At 66.2% G+C, this 17790-nt stretch carries 14 protein-coding genes; 7 read left to right on the top strand and 7 right to left on the bottom strand.

Going from position 1 to position 17790, the window contains the following annotated elements; translation table 11 throughout:
- Nucleotides 1-62: 62 nt before the first annotated feature.
- Together ACW172_RS10255 and ACW172_RS10250 are read left to right on the top strand one after the other, a co-directional pair.
- Nucleotides 63-374, top strand: a complete 312-nt coding sequence (locus ACW172_RS10255; protein ID WP_492031434.1) for a GNAT family N-acetyltransferase — start codon at nucleotides 63-65, stop codon at nucleotides 372-374.
- 93 nt (nucleotides 375-467) lie between these two features.
- Nucleotides 468-1676 carry an LL-diaminopimelate aminotransferase gene (locus ACW172_RS10250; RefSeq protein ID WP_492031433.1) on the top strand — a complete coding sequence of 403 codons (1209 nt, stop codon included), beginning with the start codon at nucleotides 468-470 and terminating at the stop codon, nucleotides 1674-1676.
- A 75-nt stretch (nucleotides 1677-1751) separates the two neighbouring features.
- Here the strand turns inward: ACW172_RS10250 and ACW172_RS10245 are convergent, their stop codons facing one another.
- The 4 genes from ACW172_RS10245 to ACW172_RS10230 all read right to left on the bottom strand — a co-directional run bounded on the left by ACW172_RS10245 (nucleotide 1752) and on the right by ACW172_RS10230 (nucleotide 4866).
- Nucleotides 1752-2480, bottom strand: coding sequence for a hypothetical protein (locus ACW172_RS10245; protein ID WP_492031432.1), 729 nt, complete (start codon nucleotides 2478-2480; stop codon nucleotides 1752-1754).
- A 177-nt stretch (nucleotides 2481-2657) separates the two neighbouring features.
- Nucleotides 2658-3278, bottom strand: coding sequence for an Eco29kI family restriction endonuclease (locus tag ACW172_RS10240; RefSeq protein WP_492031431.1), 621 nt, complete (start codon nucleotides 3276-3278; stop codon nucleotides 2658-2660).
- Nucleotides 3275-4441, bottom strand: a complete 1167-nt coding sequence (locus ACW172_RS10235) for a DNA cytosine methyltransferase (protein WP_492034970.1) — start codon at nucleotides 4439-4441, stop codon at nucleotides 3275-3277. The genes ACW172_RS10240 and ACW172_RS10235 overlap by 4 nt, the downstream gene beginning before the upstream one ends.
- 11 nt (nucleotides 4442-4452) lie before the next feature.
- Nucleotides 4453-4866: a very short patch repair endonuclease gene (locus ACW172_RS10230; RefSeq protein ID WP_492031430.1), complete on the bottom strand. Its 414-nt coding sequence runs from the start codon at nucleotides 4864-4866 to the stop codon at nucleotides 4453-4455.
- A 73-nt stretch (nucleotides 4867-4939) separates the two neighbouring features.
- Between ACW172_RS10230 and ACW172_RS10225 the strand changes: the two genes are divergently transcribed.
- Nucleotides 4940-5866, top strand: coding sequence for an HNH endonuclease (locus tag ACW172_RS10225; protein ID WP_492031429.1), 927 nt, complete (start codon nucleotides 4940-4942; stop codon nucleotides 5864-5866).
- A gap of 3 nt (nucleotides 5867-5869) precedes the next feature.
- Here ACW172_RS10225 and lepA read toward each other — a convergent pair whose 3' ends face one another.
- Nucleotides 5870-7678 carry a translation elongation factor 4 gene (lepA, locus tag ACW172_RS10220; protein ID WP_492031428.1) on the bottom strand — a complete coding sequence of 603 codons (1809 nt, stop codon included), beginning with the start codon at nucleotides 7676-7678 and terminating at the stop codon, nucleotides 5870-5872.
- A gap of 231 nt (nucleotides 7679-7909) precedes the next feature.
- On the opposite strand from lepA, the gene ACW172_RS10215 reads away from it, so the two are divergent.
- Nucleotides 7910-9052 carry an efflux RND transporter periplasmic adaptor subunit gene (locus ACW172_RS10215; RefSeq protein WP_492031427.1) on the top strand — a complete coding sequence of 381 codons (1143 nt, stop codon included), beginning with the start codon at nucleotides 7910-7912 and terminating at the stop codon, nucleotides 9050-9052.
- An 11-nt stretch (nucleotides 9053-9063) separates the two neighbouring features.
- Nucleotides 9064-12318 carry an efflux RND transporter permease subunit gene (locus ACW172_RS10210; RefSeq protein ID WP_492031426.1) on the top strand — a complete coding sequence of 1085 codons (3255 nt, stop codon included), beginning with the start codon at nucleotides 9064-9066 and terminating at the stop codon, nucleotides 12316-12318.
- Nucleotides 12319-12627: 309 nt separating this feature from the next.
- On the opposite strand, the gene ACW172_RS10205 is transcribed toward ACW172_RS10210, so the two are convergent.
- The gene (locus ACW172_RS10205; RefSeq protein WP_492031425.1) at nucleotides 12628-15240 is read right to left on the bottom strand and encodes a TonB-dependent receptor; all 2613 of its coding nucleotides are present in this window, start codon (nucleotides 15238-15240) and stop codon (nucleotides 12628-12630) included.
- 249 nt (nucleotides 15241-15489) lie between these two features.
- A complete protein-coding gene (gene nhaA / locus ACW172_RS10200; RefSeq protein WP_492031424.1) occupies nucleotides 15490-16701 on the bottom strand; it encodes a Na+/H+ antiporter NhaA in 1212 nt (403 codons plus the stop codon).
- Nucleotides 16702-16923: 222 nt separating this feature from the next.
- On the opposite strand from nhaA, the gene ACW172_RS10195 reads away from it, so the two are divergent.
- Both ACW172_RS10195 and ACW172_RS10190 read left to right on the top strand, forming a co-directional pair.
- Nucleotides 16924-17271: an ArsR/SmtB family transcription factor gene (locus ACW172_RS10195; RefSeq protein ID WP_492031423.1), complete on the top strand. Its 348-nt coding sequence runs from the start codon at nucleotides 16924-16926 to the stop codon at nucleotides 17269-17271.
- On the top strand, nucleotides 17268-17750 hold the full coding sequence (locus tag ACW172_RS10190; protein ID WP_492031422.1) for an SRPBCC family protein: 483 nt from the start codon (nucleotides 17268-17270) through the stop codon (nucleotides 17748-17750). Before ACW172_RS10195 ends, ACW172_RS10190 begins: the two co-directional genes overlap by 4 nt.
- Nucleotides 17751-17790 lie beyond the last annotated feature (40 nt).

Raw genomic sequence — 17790 nt, 5'->3', positions numbered from 1 at the left:
GCCGACCCCGCGCCCGCTTCCTCAGAGAGGCGGGCGCGCCCTTCCCTTCGAAAGACCGAGCCATGTCCGACCTCGACCCCGAAATCACCGACAACCGCGAGACCCACCGCTATGAGCTGGTCGTCGACGGCCAGACCGCCGTGGTCCAGTACAATGAGGTCGCCGGCGGCCTGCTGATCTCCGAGACCCTGGTCCCGGTCCCGCTCGAGGGCCGCGGCATCGCCAGCCGTCTGGCGAAGCACGTCCTCACCGACATCCGCAATCGCGGCCTCGTCGTCCTGCCGACCTGCCCCTTCTTCGCCGGCTATATCCAGAAGCACCGCGAATGGGCCGACATCGTCCATCCCCACTACCGCACGGCGCTGGGCCTCTGAGCCCCCATCTTTCTGCACGCGGAAGGCGCAATCCCCTTGCGTCTTCCGCCCCATCGCTTCACCTCGGCGGCAAGCCTTCCCTGTGAGCCGACGATGTCCGAAGAATTCTACCGCATGCGGCGCCTGCCGCCCTATGTGATCGCCGAAGTCAACAATATGCGTCACGCCGCCCGCACCGCCGGCGAGGACGTCATCGACCTCGGCATGGGCAATCCGGACCTGCCCCCGCCCGCCCACGTCATCGACAAGCTCATCGAGGTCGCCCGCAACCCCGACGCCCACGGCTATTCCCAGTCGCGCGGCATCCCCGGCCTGCGCCGCGCCCAGGCCAACTACTACGCCCGCCGCTTCGGCGTCGACCTCGACCCCGAGACCGAGGTCATCGTCACCATGGGCTCCAAGGAGGGTCTGGCCAGCCTCGCCACCGCCATCACCGAGCCCGGCGACGTGGTCCTGGCCCCCAACCCCTCCTACCCGATCCACACCTTCGGCTTCATCATCGCCGGCGCCGCCATCCGCAGCGTCCCGACCACGCCCGACGAGAAGTATTTCGAGGCGCTCGAGCGGGCCATGGCCTACACCGTGCCGCGCCCCAAGGTGCTGGTGATGAACTATCCGTCCAACCCCACGGCCGAGACGGTGGACCTGGCCTTCTATGAGCGCGTCGTCGCCTTTGCGAAGGCCAACGACCTCTGGATCATCTCCGACCTCGCCTATTCCGAGCTCTATTACGACGGCAAGCCGACCGTCTCGATCCTTCAGGTCCCGGGCGCCAAGGACGTGGCCATCGAGTTCACCTCCCTCAGCAAGACCTATTCCATGGCCGGCTGGCGCATGGGCTTCGCGGTGGGGAACAAGCGGCTGATCGCGGCCATGGCCAGAGTAAAGTCCTACCTCGACTACGGCGCCTTCACCCCCATCCAGGCCGCCGCCGTCGCCGCCCTGAACGGGCCCCAGGACATCGTCGAGAAGAACCGCGCCCTCTACCACAAGCGCCGCGACGTGCTGGTCAAGAGCTTCGGCGCCGCCGGCTGGGAGATCCCCAAGCCCGCCGCCTCCATGTTCGCCTGGGCCCCCCTGCCCCCGGCTCTGGCCCACCTCGGCAGTCTGGAGTTCTCCAAACAGCTCCTGACCCACGCCAAGGTCGCCGTCGCCGCCGGCGTCGGCTACGGCGAAAACGGCGAGGGCTATGTCCGCATCGCCATGGTCGAGAACGAACAGCGCATCCGTCAGGCCGCCCGCAACATCAAGGCCTTCCTGAAAGCCCGCGGCGTCAACGGCCCGTTCGGCGACGAAGCCTAGGCGGCGGAACCGTCACCTCCCCATCGCCGCAGGGCGATGGGGAGGACAGACCGCGCAGCGGTCAGGAGGGGCTCTTCACCCCCCGCCGCCCTTCCCCACCGCTGGCGGCCACGGCGTCGGCTGAGGCGGCCCGGCGTCCATCATGTCGCGCACGATGGCCTCGACCACGAACTCGGAATAGCCCGCGTCCCGGTACGACTGGACCTTGTGCCGGATGTGCTGCTTCTTCATCTCGGTCTCGGCGTCATAGGGGCCGAGCGGATCGAAATTGACCCGCCTACTGATCACCCCGTCGCGGTTTTCCAGCACGCCCAGCAGCGTATCCAGCGGCAGCTTGTCCGGAGAGATGTTCGTCCCGCCCATCCGGTCGGCCAGCCGCGCATAGCTCTCGGCCAGAGAGGCCAGCGCCTTGGCCTCGTTCCACAGACGTCCCTTCATCGCCCGGCCCGAGGCCAGCAGGGCGGCCTTCGACAGGGCCGCCGCATCCCCGGCGTCCGGGTCCTCGACCGGCGCCGGCAGGAACAACCCCTTCAGCGCCCGTGAGCCGACCGGCCGCATCGACCTGTCGGCGGCCTCCTCCTCGTCGACCATCCGCGCGTGGGCCCTCGCCCGGGCGTCGCCCGAGCCCTTCTTGGTCCAGCCGTCGCGGCAGGCGTAGCGATAGACCGAGGATGGAGCCACCATCCACTTGGCCGCCAGATCCTTGGCGGTCGCGCCGTTGCGGTATTCCTCGGCGATTTCAGCCCATGTCTCGGGCTTCAGCCGGAAATGGGTGGCGGGGGCTTCGACATAGGCTCGGGTCATGCCGCAAGCATAAGGCGCCCCGCAGCTAGGGCGGGGAAATCGCCCCGACCGACCCGCAAACCCAAGCCCCGCCACGAGTCCCGGCGCCAATCCAGAAAATTCGGACGCACCTATTCTCCCGTCGCTTCGCGATGGGGTGCGGTGGAGGGAACTACGCGGTGTTGGGCGCTTCTGAGATCAGTCCGCGTCTTCTCCCGCCTCGATCAAAGGCACCGCCGCGCCTTTGAAGAAGTCGGAAACGCGCTGACTGAAGACTTCAGACTCAGTGGGATGCCTAGCCAGCATTTCGGCGAAGCTCCGACCGGGATGCAACACGTCCCATGGCGATCGATATTGCGTTGCCCGCCGAGCCCCCGGCGTCTTGTTGCCAAACCCATCGATGACCACGTTCCAGACCGGCTGAAAACTCTCGATCAGCATGTTCTCGCCGAGAGGGATCCAAATGTCGTCGACCACGAGAGCGCGGACTTGAAAATCCGCCAGATCCAGATTGGCGGCCTGATCGATGGAACTCGCATGCTGCCGCAGTCGGTCCTGAAGCGAGCGCCCCACGGCGGCGTTGGCCGACAGGCCGCCCTTGCGGCCTCCTTTCGGGATGGCCTTGCCAACGTAGATCGGACGCCCGCCATCGGCGATCGGCGCGTAGGCGGGGAACGAACCTGTGTAGTAGATCGCATAGACGCCGGCGCCGTGGAGCCCCGACAGGTCCCCGAAAGACTGCTTGGGTCGGCTTAGCAGCTCGACCTCGATGCTTCTTGCGAGATTCAGCTTGTCGAGCGGGTTGTAAGGTTCCGTCACGCAGCGAACCTCAGCCGCCGCGCCACGTCCTTGCCCACCATCTCCGCCAACCGCACCGGCACAGCGTTCCCCAACTGACGCATCGTCTCGCTCCAGGAGCCGTGGAACACATAGTCGTCGGGGAAGGTCTGCAGCCGCGCGCTTTCCCGAACCGTGAAATAGCGCACTTCGCCGTTGGGCGCTCGCAGCATGTTCTCTCCGCCCGGCACGCCGTGCACGCCCGCTTTCAACGTCTTGGCCGGCTCATCCAGCGGGCTTCCCGTGTGCCCCGGATAGCTCCGCGCTCCCGGTTGCTGGCGGTGATTACTGACCGACCGCGCCTTCATCGGCTCCCGCTGGGGATCGGGCAGATCATGGATCGCGTCGCGCACCGTCTTCCAGGCCTCGCCGATCGGTCGAGACTCCATCCGCGCCGCGCGTGCAACCAGCATCTCGTTTTCGGGCCGGTCCTTCCTCGCCACCTTATGCCGATCCCAATAGGACCCGTCGCGATACTGATCCCAGATCAGGGCCTCGGCAGAGTGGGTGTTGATCGGGAAGGACCATTCTAGGTCCAGGTCGTCACGGAAGCCGACGAACAGGACGCGTTCGCGCTTCTGCGGCACGCCGTGGTCTGCGGCGTTCAGCAGCCGCGTCACCAAACGGTAGTTCAGCCCGCTCTTAGCGCCAGTCGAGGTGTGATGCTGCTCCAACCGCGAAAGGTGATCCGCCCAATCCTCGTCGAGACGCGCGACGACCTCGGGGTGGCGCATCTGCAGTTGGATATACTCGAAATAGTTCTGGAAGCTGGCCCGCGTCAGCCCCTTGACGTTCTCGAACACGAAAGCCTTCGGCTGAGCCTCACGCACCGCCCGAATGGCCTGGGGGAACATGTCGCGCGCGTCGTCATAGGCCTTGTGCTTGCCGCCCATGCTGAAGGGCTGGCACGGCGGTCCACCGGAGATCAGATCCAGCTTCCCCGAGAAGGCGCCGAAATCCACTGAACGCACATCGGCCTGATCCAAGGCCCAGTCGGCCACGACTGACCCCGTGCGTCGCTGATTTTCCCGAATGGTGTCGCAGCAATAGGTGTCGCGCTCCACCACCTTTAGCGGATGGAATCCGGCGCGATGCAGGCCGATGCCCAGCCCTCCCGCGCCCGCGAAAAGCTCGATTGAATGCATGGAATCTTGGGTCATGAGTCCAAGAATGTTCTAATTTTGTTCCGCAGGAAAGCCAAATCCCGCAGCTCACATTCCCAAACCGTCATCACGCCCCATCCGGCCTCGACCAACGCCGTCTCCTGTCGAAGATCGCGCGCGCGATTTCCCTCAAGTTTCGGCCGCCAGAATTCCTGCCGTGATTTGGGCATGCGCGCCAGCTTGCAGTCCGGATCGGGATGCCGATGCCAGAAGCAGCCATGCACGAAGATCACCTTGCGGCGGCCGGGAAAGACCAGATCGGGTGTACCGGGCAGATCGCGTCGATGCAGACGGAAGCGATAGCCAAGCGCGTGAACAAGGCGGCGAACCGTCAGTTCAGTAGCGGTGTCTTTTCCCCTGACGCGGGACATGCGTTCGGAGCGGGCAGCGGTAGACAACGAGTCCATGGACCTTTGTCCAAACAGCATTAAAAGTTGCGACGACAGTCATTTGTCGAGACCGTAGAGGGCTTCGCACGCAGTGAAGGGCGTTTTCGATACGAAGCCAGGCTCGGGTTACGATGACAGCCTTGCGGAACGTTATCACTTCCCCGCCCGGCGAAACTATCTGGAGGTCGCGAACTCGGTGATCGGCGACTGGATTTTGTACCGGGAGCCTCAACGCAATAGGGGGCGTAGAGCCTATATCGGTGCGGCCATGGTGGTTTCGATCGAACCAGACCCTCGACAACCCGACCACGCGTACGCCCGCATGGCGAACTACTTCCCGTTCGAACCGCTCGTTCCGTTTTCGGGAACACACGATGGCACGTACTGGGAGTCTCCGCTGCGGGCGATCACCGAAAGAGGCCGCGTGGGCCAATCTCTTCAGGGCAAGTCAATGCGACTGTTGTCCGATCGCGACTTTGCGAACATCGTCTCCGCAGGGATCGGAGAAACGCTAACCACCGAAAACAACATTCGATACGGCCCCGGTGTCAGCGAGCCTTCTGTCCAACCGCTTACCGGTTATGTTGACCTGCCAGACGAAACTTTCGTCCGACGCGTCGAGCAAACGTTGCTCAACCGGAAAGTCCGCGACGCCAATTTCCGGCGGCTTGTCTGTGAAGCCTACAATGATACCTGCGCCGTGACCGGATTGAGAATCATAAATGGCGGCGGACGATCGGAAGTTCAGGCGGCTCACATATGGCCAGTAGAAAAGGGGGGGCCTGACATCGTTCAAAACGGCATCGCCTTGTCGGGCACCGTGCATTGGCTATTCGACCGGCATCTTATGTCGCTGACCGATGACTACCGAATTCTAGTCGCACACAACCGAGTGCCAGCCGAGCTTAGAAGCCTATTCGAGCGTCAGATGGATCGAATCCGCTTGCCATCCGACCCCACCCTTTGGCCTCACCCCAAATACCTTCAGCGACATCGCGAGGCATATGGGGCGGCTTAACCCTCAATCCTCATCCATCTTCAGGGCCGCGATGAACGCCTCCTGCGGGATCTCGACCTTGCCGAACTGGCGCATCTTCTTCTTGCCGGCCTTCTGCTTCTCGAGCAGCTTCTTCTTGCGGGTGGCGTCGCCGCCGTAGCACTTCGAGGTCACGTCCTTGCGCAGGGCGCGGACGGTTTCGCGGGCGATGATCTTGCCGCCGATGGCCGCCTGGATCGGGATGACGAACAGGTGGGGCGGGATCAGCTCCTTCATCTTCTCGACCATGCCGCGGCCGCGGGTCTCGGCGCGGGCGCGGTGGACCAGCATGCTGAGGGCGTCGACGGGCTCGGCGTTGACGAGGATCGACATCTTGACCAGGTCGCCGACCTTGTAGTCGGTCAGTTCGTAGTCGAACGAGGCATAGCCCTTGGAGATGGATTTCAGCCGGTCGTAGAAGTCGAAGACCACTTCGTTGAGCGGCAGTTCGTAGACGACGAGGGCGCGGCTGCCGACGTAGCTGAGTTCGACCTGTGAGCCGCGGCGGTCCTGACACAGTTTGATGACGCCGCCGAGGTAGTCGTCGGGGGTCAGGATGGTGGCCTTGATCCACGGCTCGGCGATGGATTCGATGGCCATGACGTCGGGCAGGTCGGCCGGGTTGTGCAGGTCGATCTCGGTCCCGTCGCGCAGCTGGATCTTGTAGACGACCGAGGGGGCGGTCGCGATCAGGTCGAGGTTGAACTCGCGGGAGAGGCGCTCCTGGATGATCTCCAGATGAAGCAGACCGAGGAAGCCGCAGCGGAAGCCGAAGCCGAGGGCGGCGCTGGATTCCATCTCATAGGTGAAGGAGGCGTCGTTCAGGCGCAGCTTGCCGATGGCGGCGCGCAGGTCCTCGAAGTCGGCGGCGTCGACCGGGAAGAGGCCGCAGAAGACCACCGACTGGACTTCCTTGAAGCCCTTGAGCGGTTCGGAGGTGGGCTTCTTCTCGTCGGTGATGGTGTCGCCGACGGCGGCGTGGGCGACTTCCTTGATCTGGGCGGTGATGAAGCCGACCTCGCCCGGGCCCAGCTGGTCGACCGGGGTGTTCTTGGGCAGGAAGACGCCCACGCGGTCGACGAGGTGGGTCGAGCCGGACTGCATCATCTTGATGCGCTGGCCGGCCTTGAGCACGCCGTCGAAGACGCGGACCAGAAGCACGACGCCGAGGTAGGGGTCGTACCAGGCGTCGACCAGCATGGCCTTGAGCGGGGCGTCGATGTCGCCCTTCGGCGCCGGCAGGCGGGTGACGATGGCCTCCAGCACATCCTCGATGCCGATGCCCGACTTGGCCGAGGCCATGACGGCGTCCGAGGCGTCGATGCCGATGACGTCCTCGATCTGTTGCCGCACGCGGTCAGGCTCGGCCGCCGGCAGGTCGATCTTGTTCAGGACCGGAACGATTTCGTGATTATTATCAATGGCTTGATAGACGTTCGCGAGGGTTTGCGCCTCCACGCCCTGCGACGCGTCCACGACCAGCAGCGAGCCCTCGCACGCCGCCAGCGACCTTGAAACTTCGTAGGCGAAGTCCACATGTCCGGGCGTGTCCATCAGGTTCAGGACATAGTCGAGCCCGTCCTGGGCCTTGTAGTTCAGACGCACCGTCTGCGCCTTGATCGTGATCCCCCGCTCCTTCTCGATGTCCATATTATCGAGAACCTGAGCCGACATTTCCCGCGCGCTCAGGCCGCCGGTGAACTGGATCAGGCGGTCGGACAGGGTGGATTTGCCGTGGTCGATGTGGGCGACCACGGAGAAGTTGCGGATTCGGGAAATCGGGGGCGTCGTCATTGTGCGGCGCGGTTAGCATGGAGGGCGTCGGAACGCCAATCTCCGGCTGCACGGCGGGCTTCGAGGCCGCAATCTGGAACCGGTTCCGGCACGGATTACAATCCGTTAATGGCGAAGCTGTCGTTTGAGAACGGGCCGCGAACGCGGTATGGCGAGTGAACCCGGAACGTCAGCTCGACGTTCTCGCCTCGCTTCCCCCGGGCGGGCGCTTATCGACAGGACGACTGACCCATGGCCCTCACGACCATGACCCGGACCCGCAGCGCCTATGCGGGCGTGGCCCTGACGGCGGTGCTGACGCTTTTGGCGGCCTGCGGCGGCGGCAAGGAAGACGCGGCCAAGAAGGCGCAGCAGGCGCAGTCGGCGGCCGGCCAGACGGTGACGGCGGCGACCGCGACCCTGACCAGTTTGCGCCGCAAGGTCTCGGCCTCGGGGAGCGTCTCGGCCTGGGAAGAGGTGCCGGTCGGCGCCGAGACCGGGGGCCTGACGGCGGTCGGCCTCTATGTCGATGAGGGATCGTACGTCCGGCAGGGCCAGCCCCTGGTGCAGATGAACGACGTCCTGCTGCGCGCCCAGCTGCGCCAGCAGCAGGCCCAGGTCCAGACCGCCGAGGCCAACAAGGCGCGTGATGACGCCGCCCTGTCGCGCGCCCAGCAGCTCAAGGACAAGGGCTTCCTCAGCCAGGCGTCGCTCGACACGGCGACCGCCAACCAGAGATCCTCGGCGGCCAGCCTGGCCTCGGCCCAGGCGGCCCTGTCGGAGACCCAGACCCGGGTCAATCAGGCCACCATCCGCGCGCCCGTCTCGGGCCTGATCATCAGCCGCAGCGTAACCAAGGGCCAGATCATTTCCGCCGGCAGCGAACTGTTCCGCATGGTCCGCGACGGCCGCCTCGAACTCGACGCCCAGGTGCCCGAGACCGAACTGCCGCTGGTCCGGGCTGGCCAGGGCGCGGTCGTCACCTCCGAACAGGCCAACGGCCCGGTCAGCGGCAGCGTGCGCATCGTCACGCCGCAGGTCGACGCCCAGACCCGCCTCGGCGTCGCCCGCGTCACCCTGAGCCCCGGCAGCGGGCTGCGTCCGGGCATGTTCGCCCGCGCCGAGATCGACGTCGGCGACAACCCGGCCCTGACCATCCCGGCGTCGGCCGTGGTGTTCCGCGAAGGCAAGCCCGGCGTGTATCTGATCGCGGCCAACAACACCGTCCGCTTCACTCCGGTGACCACCGGCGAACGCTCCGGCCAGACGGTGGTGATCACCGCCGGGCTGCAGGCCGGCGCGCGCGTCGTGGTCCAGGGCGCCGGCTTCCTCGGCGACGGCGACCATGTGACGGTCAGCGCGGCGCCTGCCGCCGCTCCCGCCGCCGCCCGCTAAGGACTCCGGCCATGGGCTTCCAGAACATCTCTTCCTGGGCGATCAAGAACCCGATCCCCATCGTGCTCATGTTCATCGTCCTGACGGTGGCGGGGCTGACCAGCTACTTCAAGCTCAGGACCAACAACTTTCCCGACATCGACCTGCCGGTCGTGGCGGTGACGGTGATCCAGTCAGGCGCGGCCCCGACCGAGATGGAGACCCAGGTCACACGGCTGGTCGAGGACTCGGTCGCGGGCCTCGGCCAGGTCAAGCACATCCAGTCGGTGGTCAATGAGGGCGTCTCCACGACCTCGATCGAATTCCAGCTGGGCGTGAACCTGGAGAAGGCCACCAACGACGTGCGCAACGCCGTCGCCGGGGTGCGCCAGAACCTGCCCGCCGACGTGCTGGAACCCATCGTCCAGCGCATCGAATTCAGCGCCATTCCCTTCGCCAACTATGTCGTCCGCGCGCCGGGGATGAGTCCCGAGGAGCTCAGCTGGTTCGTCGACAACACCGTGGCCAAACGCCTGTTGTCGGTGAAGGGCGTCAGCCAGATCAGCCGTGACGGCGGCGTCAGCCGCGAGATCCGCATCAAGCTGGATCCCGACCGCCTTGAGGCCGCCGGCGTCACCGCCGCCGCCGTCTCCAACCAGCTGCGCGCCCAGAACATCAACCTGCCCGGCGGGCGGGGCGAGCTGGGCGGCGCCGAACAGGCCATCCGGACCGTGGGTTCGGCCAAGACCGTCGAGCAACTGCGTGAGACCCTGATCCCTGTCGGAAGCCGCTCCGTGCGTTTGGGCGATCTGGGCGAGATCACCGACGAATGGTCCGAACAGCGCGGTCGCGCCCGGTTCAACGGCAAGGAAGTCGTCGGCTTCGGCATCGCCCGCGCCATCGGCTCGTCCGAAGTCGATGTCTATCAGCGCACGATGAAGGAGATCGAAGCGCTCGATAAGGAGCGGGACGATGTCACCATTGAACAGGTGGCCAACACCACCGACGATGTGATCAACAATTTCCACGCCTCGGTCGAGGCCCTGCTGCTGGGCGCGCTGCTGGCCATCGCCGTGGTCTTCGTCTTCCTGCGTGACTGGCGTGCGACCCTGATCGCCGCCATCGCCATGCCGCTGTCGCTGATCCCGACCTTCTGGGTCATGGATCTGGCCGGACAGTCGCTGAACGTCGTCTCCCTGCTGGCCCTGTCGCTGACCGTGGGCATCCTCGTCGACGACGCCATCGTCGAGATCGAGAACATCGTCCGCCACATCCGCGACGGCAAACCGCCCTACCCGGCCGCCATCGAGGCCGCTGACGAGATCGGCCTGGCCGTCATGGCCACGACCGCGACCCTGGTGGCGGTGTTCGCCCCGACCGGCTTCATGCCCGGCATCGTCGGCCAGTTTTTCGTCAGCTTCGCCATCGCCGCCTGCGTGAGCGTCCTGTTCTCCCTGCTGGTCGCCCGGACCCTGACGCCACTGATGGGCGCCTATCTGCTCAAGCGCGACCAGGGCAAGGAGCACAAGGATCCGTTCTGGATGGGCCCCTATCTGCACGCCCTGGAATGGGCGCTGGGCGACCGTGGCAAGACGGTTCCCGAGCACGGCGCGCCGAGCGTCGCGGGCCGTTCGACCAGCCCCGACTTCGACCTCGGCCGTTCCGCGCGCAAACCGCCCTTCCTGAAGCGGGTTCGCGCCCGCTTCTGCGATCACCGCCTGTGGGTGATGGGGATGGGCTTCGCCTTCTTCATCCTGTCCCTCTTCCTGGCCGCCAGCCTGCCCGGCGAGTTCATCCCGGTCGAGGACCAGTCGCGCTCCAGCCTGACCATCCAGCTGCCGCCCGGCACGACGCTGGACGAAACCGACGCCGCCGTTCAGCGGATCAACACCGAGCTCATGAAGCGGCCCGAGGTCGAGTCCGTCTATTCGTCCATTGGCTCGGCGACCACCAGCTTCGGTCCCGGCGGCGGGTCCGGCGCCGGCGAGGTCCGCAAGGCCAATCTGACGGTCAATCTGGTCCCGCGCGGCAAGCGCAAGATGAGCCAGCAGGAGTTCGAGAAGGACTTCGGCCCGACCCTGCGTCAGACGCCCGGCGCCCGGGTGCAGTTCGGCGGCTCCGGCAACGGCGGCGCGGGCATCATGCAGGTGGCGCTGGTCAGCGATAATCCCGCCGCCCTGGAGCCCGCCGCCGCCCGGCTGGAGCGCGAGATGCGCGGCGTGGAGGGCCTGTCCAACGTCGTGTCGTCCTCCGCCCTGGTCCGGCCCGAGCTGCTGATCACGCCCAAGGCCGACGTCGCCGCCCTGCAGGGCGTCTCGACCCAGGACATCAGCCAGGTGGCGCGCGTCGCCACCCTGGGCGACGCCGACCAGCTGCTGCCCAAGTTCAACCTCGGCGACCGTCAGGTGCCGATCCGGGTCATGCTGGCCGAAGAATCCCGCACCAAACTCGGCGTGCTGGAGAACCTGAAGGTGCCGACGGCCTCGGGCGCCGTGGTGCCCCTGTCCGCCGTCGCCGACATCAGCTTCGGCGCCGGTCCCAACCAGATCGACCGTCTGGACCGGCTGCGCGTCGCCAACATCTCGGCCGAGACCTCGGGCACGACGCTCAGCGTCGCGACCAAGGCGATCAATGAGCTGCCGGCGATGAAGGAGCTGCCTCAAGGGGTCCGCCAGCAGCTGACCGGCGACGCCGAAAGCAACGCCGAACTGGGCGCGGGCTTCGCCTTCGCCATCTTCACCGGCATCCTGCTGATGTACGTCGTGCTGGTGCTGCTGTTCGGCAGCTTCTTCCACCCGGTCACCATCCTGGCGGCCCTGCCGGTGTCGTTCGGCGGCGCCTTCTTCGCCCTGCTGATCACCGGCAAGTCGATGTCCATGCCCGCCCTGATCGGCATCATCATGCTGACCGGGATCGCGGCCAAGAACTCCATCCTGCTGGTCGACTACGCCATCATGGCCATGCGCGGCGGCATGCCCAAGCGCGAGGCCTTGATCGACGCCGCCCACAAGCGGGCCCGGCCAATCATCATGACCACCTTCGCCATGGGTCTGGGGATGCTGCCCATCGCCGCCGCCGTCGGCGAGGGCACGGCCTTCCGCTCGCCCATGGCCATCGCGGTCATCGGCGGCCTGATCACCTCGACCGCGCTGAGCCTGCTCTTCGTGCCGGTGGTGTTCAGCCTGATCGACGGGGTCAAGACCCGGCTGGAGCGCCGCATGGACCGCTGGTTCGGCGGTCAACACCACCACCATCCGGCCGAAGAGGCCGAGACGCCGGCGGAGTAGGCAAACGGACCTTCTCCCCTAGGGAGAAGGGGGGGCCGCGCCGTCAGGCGTGGGAGGATTAAGGGTTGCGGCGTGGACGATCGGACGCCGCGCTCCCTCACCCTTTCGCGCGAGGACGACGGCTTCGCCGCCATGCGCTCAAGCCCTCTCCCGCAAGGAAAGGGATGTCATCAGCTTCCGCCCCCTCCCCCACCCGCGAAGACGCGGGCGGTCGATGGCTCCCCGTCGCGAAGCAATGGAGAGGATATAAAAAAGCCGGCCGGGGCTTCCCCCGGCCGGCCTCTGAGTTCCGTCCTCTTTTCGGGACGATCAGTATTTGACTTTGAAGGTCAGGCCGTAGGTGCGGGGCTGGCCGAGGTAGGCGTCGTAGGTCGCCGTATCGAGGGCCGGGTTGTAGTAGGTGCCCGCATAGGCGCCCGTGGTCTGGACCGACGACTGGAAGGCGGTGCCCTGCAGCGGCGCGGCGTAACCGACCTGGATGTACTCCTTGTCGGTCAGGTTCTGACCCCACAGTTCGAAGGTCCAGCGATCGTCTTCCGAACCGAAGGTGATGCGGCCGTTGACCAGGGTCATTGCGTCCTGCTGCTTGTAGGGAAGCAGGTCGGAGCCGGTGTTGTACTCGCTGGTGTATTTGGCGGTCAGGCTGGCGCCCAGACGCAGGCCATGACCGATCGAGCGCTCGAAGTTGGCCGAGGCCGTGCCCGACCATTCCGGCGCGAACGAGGGGGTGCGGCCCGGCAGCAGCGACAGCTGCGGGAAGTTGGCCGAGTTGGCCAGATCCGCGGCGACGAAGTTGCCGTACTGGGCATCGGTGTAGGTCAGGCCGCTCGACAGGCTCAGGCCCTCGATCGGGGTGAACCACAGGAAGTCGGCGTCGAAGCCGCGGCTCTTCAGCTCGGGGATGGATTCCACCACGAAGGCGGTGCCGAGGAAGGTGTTGAGCTGGAAGTCCGAAACCTTCTGATCGAAGTAGCTGACGTTGAACAGGACCTTGCGGTCGAACAGGGTCGCCTTGAAGCCGGCTTCATAGTTGTCGACCAGTTCCGAGGGGAAGAAGGTCGAGGCCAGCGGAGTGACGCCGCTCTGCACGCGGTCGAGGTTGTAGCCGAAGCTCTTGTAACCGCGCGCATAGGACACATAGGTCATCAGCGAGGGGTTGAAGCGATAGGCGGCCTTGACCGTGCCGCTGAACTGGCCGTCGTTCTCTTCCTGATGGGTGATGCGGTCGTTGAACGCGCTGTTGGCCCAGGGCAGGCACATGGTGCCGAGGATCGACGAACCCGAGGCGCCCAGGACGCCGACGATGGCCGCCGAGTTGGCCAGGGCCGCGTTACAGGTGTTGGAGTTGCCGTTGATGTTCGTCTGGTGCGCGTCCATCGACTTGGAGTCGTAGGTGTAGCGCAGGCCCAGGGTGATATCGAACTTGTCGGTGACGTGGAACGTATTGTTGGTGAACAGGGCGACGGAGTCGGAGCCCTGGCTGTAGACGTCGCGGACGCCCTGGCCGACGATATAGCCGATGCCGCCGCCCGAGACCGCGCCGCCGGTGCCCAGGCACTGCTGCAGGCCCAGGGCCGTCTGGGCGGTGCGGGTGAAGCAGCCGATGTCATTGGGGCTGACCGGGAAGGCCGGAACCGCACGGTTCAGGTTGGCCGACAGCAGGAAGGACAGGAAGGGCGTGTAGTCGGCGCCGAAGCTGTAGCTGTCGGTGCGGTCGATGTTCTCACGCGTGGCGAAGAGGCCGACGAGCCAGTCCAGCTTCTCGTTCTGGCCGGCCAGACGGATTTCCTGGGTCACGTTCTCGACGGAATAGCCGTAGTCGCCGTCCGGGTTGCGGTACAGGATGTCGGCGCCGGTGTAGTCGATGTCCTGGCCGTTGACCGAGTCCCACTTGCGCCACGAGGTGACGGTGGTCAGGGTCGCGCCGCCCAGGGCGTTGAGGTCGAAATTGCCCTCGGCCGAGATGCCGCGGTCGGTGATCTGCTGTTCGGTGCCGCGGTTGGCGAAGCCGGTGCGCGAGAAGGGCAGGGCCGAATAGGTCGCGTTCGGCGGACGCTGGCCCGTCCCGTTCGAGAGGCCGTCGATGAAGGGATAGGTCTGGCCGGTACGGACCTGGGTGCCGGTGCAGCAGTATTCATCGCGGCTGGAGTAGTCGGCGATCAGGCGGATCGACGCGTTGTCGCTGGGCAGGAACAGCAGTTGGCCGCGGGCGGTCCAGAAGTCCTGATTCTGGTCGTCGGTCTGGGCGCGCGGGCCGTCGCCGGTGTCCACCGGGTTGAAGCCGTCGCGGACGCGGCGGGCGGCGTACAGGCGGAAGGCGACCTGGTCGTTGATCGGGCCGGTGACCGAACCCGAGGCGCCCAGGGCGTTGTAGTTGCCCCAGGTCAGTTCGGCGTTGTAGCCGGGGGTGAAGGACGGGGCCTCGGTGATGATGTTGACGACGCCGGCCGAGGTGTTCTTGCCGAACAGGGTGCCCTGCGGCCCCTTCAGGACCTCGATGCGCTCCAGCTCGCCCAGGTCGCCGAAGCCGACGCCGTTGCGCGAACGATAGACGCCGTCGATCACGACGCCGACCGAGCTTTCCAGACCGGGGTTGTCGCCGACGGTGCCGACGCCGCGGATGCGGACCGTGGTCGAGGCTTCCGAGGTGGTCGAGGTGACGGTCATGCCGGGCGTCAGGATCTGCAGATCCTTGATGTCCTTCACGCCCGCGTTGTTCAGGGCTTCCTGGTTCAGCGACGTGACCACGATCGGCACGTCCTGCAGGCTCTGCTCGCGCTTCTGGGCGGTGACGATGATGTCGTCGACCGAGGAGGCGGGGCCGTCCTGGTCCTGGGCGTGGGCGACCCCGGCGAGGCCGAAGACGGCGGCGCCGACGACGGCGGCGGACGTGGTGGTGCGAAGAATCTGCGTCAGACGCATGTGGCGGCTCCCGGCTCAATGGCGCGACAACCCGCTTTGGGGACAGCCGCGGCGTTTCCTGTTCCCGATCCTCGTCCTCTTTGTGGGGCGATGGAGTCTTGAACCCTTGGCCTAGTCCAAGCCGGGTAAAGCAACAAGAAGCTGTGGCCCCGCCGCGCCGCCTTTCAGGCGAATTTCATCTCGCAAGCCAGTGTCGTGTGACGCAAAAGCGACAAATATCCATGACGCTAGGTCAATATTCGGATCGCCTCATGCAGTATCCCCGTCGGTTTCGGCCAAAACCTTGCGCGACGTAAGGTTGGCGATCGACAATACGACGGCGCCGGCCAGGGCCGAGAGCAGCGAGCCGCCGAGAACGCCCAGCTTGACCTCGACCTGTTCGGGGGAATCAACCGCGCCGGGAAAGGCCAGGGCGCCGATGAACAGGCTCATGGTGAAGCCGACGCCGCACAGCAGGCTGACGCCGTAGATCTGTAGCCAGGTCGCGTCGGTCGGCCGGGCGCCGACCCTGAGTTTTGCCGCCAGCCAGGCCGCGCCGAAGACGCCGATCTGCTTGCCGAGGAACAGGCCCAGCGCAATCCCGAGCACCAGAGGCGCCGCCGCCTGTTCCAGCGACAGGCCGGCGAAGGAGACCCCCGCCTTGGCGAAGGCGAACAGGGGCAGGACCAGCCAGGAGACGTAGGGATGCAGGTCGTGCATGGCCTCCTTGAGCGGGCTCTGATGATCCTCGCTGCGCGGCTTGATCGGCACGATGACGGCGAAGGCCACGGCGGTCAGGGAGGTGCTGATCCCCGCCTCGACCGTGAGCAGCCAGACGCCGAAGAAGCCCATGACCCAGTAGGGCGCAGGGATGCGGCCCACGCCTGACCAGATCGCGCCGGCGACAAGCAGGCCGAGCACGCCCAGAAGGGGGATCAACTGCACGCCCGAACTGAACAGGGCCGCGATCAGGGCGATGGCGCCGAGGTCGTCGACGATGGCCAGGGTCAGGAGGAAGACCCTGAGCGACGGCGGCAGCCCCTTGCCGACCAGGGCGAAGACGGCGAGCGCGAAGGCGATGTCCGTGGCCAGCGGCACGGGCCAGCCCGCGTGCGGCCCGCCCAGAAGCCCCGCGACGGCCAGATAGACGAGGGCCGGGGCGACCATGCCGCCCAGCGCCGCCAGCACCGGTGTCGCCAGCTTGCGGGGATCGCTGAGCTCGCCCTTCAGGATCTCGTATTTGATCTCCAGCCCGACCACGAGGAAGAAGATCGCCATCAGACCTTCCTTGATCCAGTCCGAGACCGTCTCCTCCAGGCGCAGCGGACCGAGCTGGAGGACCTGATAACTCTTCAGCCAGTGGAAGTAGTCCGCCGCCCAGGGCGAGTTGGCGACGATCAGGGCCGCCACGGCGGCGAGGCCGAGGGCCACGCCCGAGGCGGTCTCGGTCTTGAGGAAATCGAGTGTCAGTTTGCTCGCCACGGGGGCCTCCTGCGAAGGGGTCTGTTCCGTGGCGCCAGGTTATCGACGGGCGCCGGACCGGATGCTTCCGTCCCTCCGATAGTGAAGTGGGGCGGCGCCGGCCTGACCCGCGCGGCGGGCCTGATCTCTGGGAACAGGAATACCCACGGCAGCGGTTCGGTTCAACGCAAACCGTAAGACGCCGCTTGCAGCCCGGCCGATCAGCCGCTAACACTGAACCAAATGGTGCAATATTCCACATCCCGCCTCGACGCCTCGTTCGCCGCCCTCTCGGACGCCACCCGCCGCGGCGTGCTGGAGCAGCTCGGGCGCTCGGACGCCTCGATCACGGAGCTGGCCGACAGGTTCCACATGACCCTCACCGGCATGAAGAAGCATGTCGGCGTTCTGGAGCAGGCGGGGCTGGTCACGACCGAGAAGGTCGGGCGCGTGCGGACCTGCAGGCTGGGCCGGCGCCGCCTCGAGGAGGAGGCAGCCTGGATCGAGGGGCACCACCGGCTTTGGGACGCCCGCTTCGACGCCCTGGATCAGGTCGTCGAGGATTTGAAACGGAAGGAAGAAGACAGATGACCAGCCGCACGACCGTCGAACGGACCTCCGACCGGGAGCTCGTGGTGACACGAACCCTCGACGCCCCCGCGCGCCTGGTGTTCGAGGCGTGGACGACGCCCGAGCTGATCATGCGATGGTGGGCGCCAGAGTCGGTCGGGATCACCTTCCTGTCCTGCGAGACCGATGTCCGGACGGGGGGCTCGTACCGCTATGTGTTCGGCCACCCGGCCTCGGAACAGCCCATGGCCTTTTTTGGCCGCTACCTCGAGGTCGTACCGCCCTCCCGCCTTGTCTGGACCAATGAGGAAGGCGAGGACGGCGCCGTGACCACGGCAACCTTCGAGGAGAAGGACGGCAGGACGCGGGTCGTCGTGCACGACCTCTATCCCTCGAAGGAAGCCCTGGACGAAGCCCTCGCCTCCGGCAGCACCGGCGCCTGGCCCGAGCAGTTCGAGGCGCTCGACGGCCTGCTCGAGGCCGGAGTCGCGAGCGCCTGACGCCCCGGCATTGCGCCCCACGCCGGCAGCGTCCATCTGG

This window comes from Brevundimonas sp. ALps5 (assembly GCF_058681645.1).
Note: the sequence above shows the minus strand (reverse complement) of the source record. Positions and strands in the feature narration are given on the sequence as shown.

Coding starts and splice junctions, on each gene's coding strand:
- ACW172_RS10205 (WP_492031425.1), bottom strand. CDS start 15,240: ATGCGTCTGACGCAGATTCTTCGCACCACCACGTCCGCCGCCGTCGTC.
- ACW172_RS10230 (WP_492031430.1), bottom strand. CDS start 4,866: ATGGACTCGTTGTCTACCGCTGCCCGCTCCGAACGCATGTCCCGCGTC.
- ACW172_RS10235 (WP_492034970.1), bottom strand. CDS start 4,441: ATGCATTCAATCGAGCTTTTCGCGGGCGCGGGAGGGCTGGGCATCGGC.
- ACW172_RS10245 (WP_492031432.1), bottom strand. CDS start 2,480: ATGACCCGAGCCTATGTCGAAGCCCCCGCCACCCATTTCCGGCTGAAG.
- lepA (WP_492031428.1), bottom strand. CDS start 7,678: ATGACGACGCCCCCGATTTCCCGAATCCGCAACTTCTCCGTGGTCGCC.
- ACW172_RS10215 (WP_492031427.1), top strand. CDS start 7,910: ATGGCCCTCACGACCATGACCCGGACCCGCAGCGCCTATGCGGGCGTG.
- ACW172_RS10190 (WP_492031422.1), top strand. CDS start 17,268: ATGACCAGCCGCACGACCGTCGAACGGACCTCCGACCGGGAGCTCGTG.
- ACW172_RS10250 (WP_492031433.1), top strand. CDS start 468: ATGTCCGAAGAATTCTACCGCATGCGGCGCCTGCCGCCCTATGTGATC.
- ACW172_RS10255 (WP_492031434.1), top strand. CDS start 63: ATGTCCGACCTCGACCCCGAAATCACCGACAACCGCGAGACCCACCGC.
- ACW172_RS10195 (WP_492031423.1), top strand. CDS start 16,924: ATGGTGCAATATTCCACATCCCGCCTCGACGCCTCGTTCGCCGCCCTC.
- ACW172_RS10210 (WP_492031426.1), top strand. CDS start 9,064: ATGGGCTTCCAGAACATCTCTTCCTGGGCGATCAAGAACCCGATCCCC.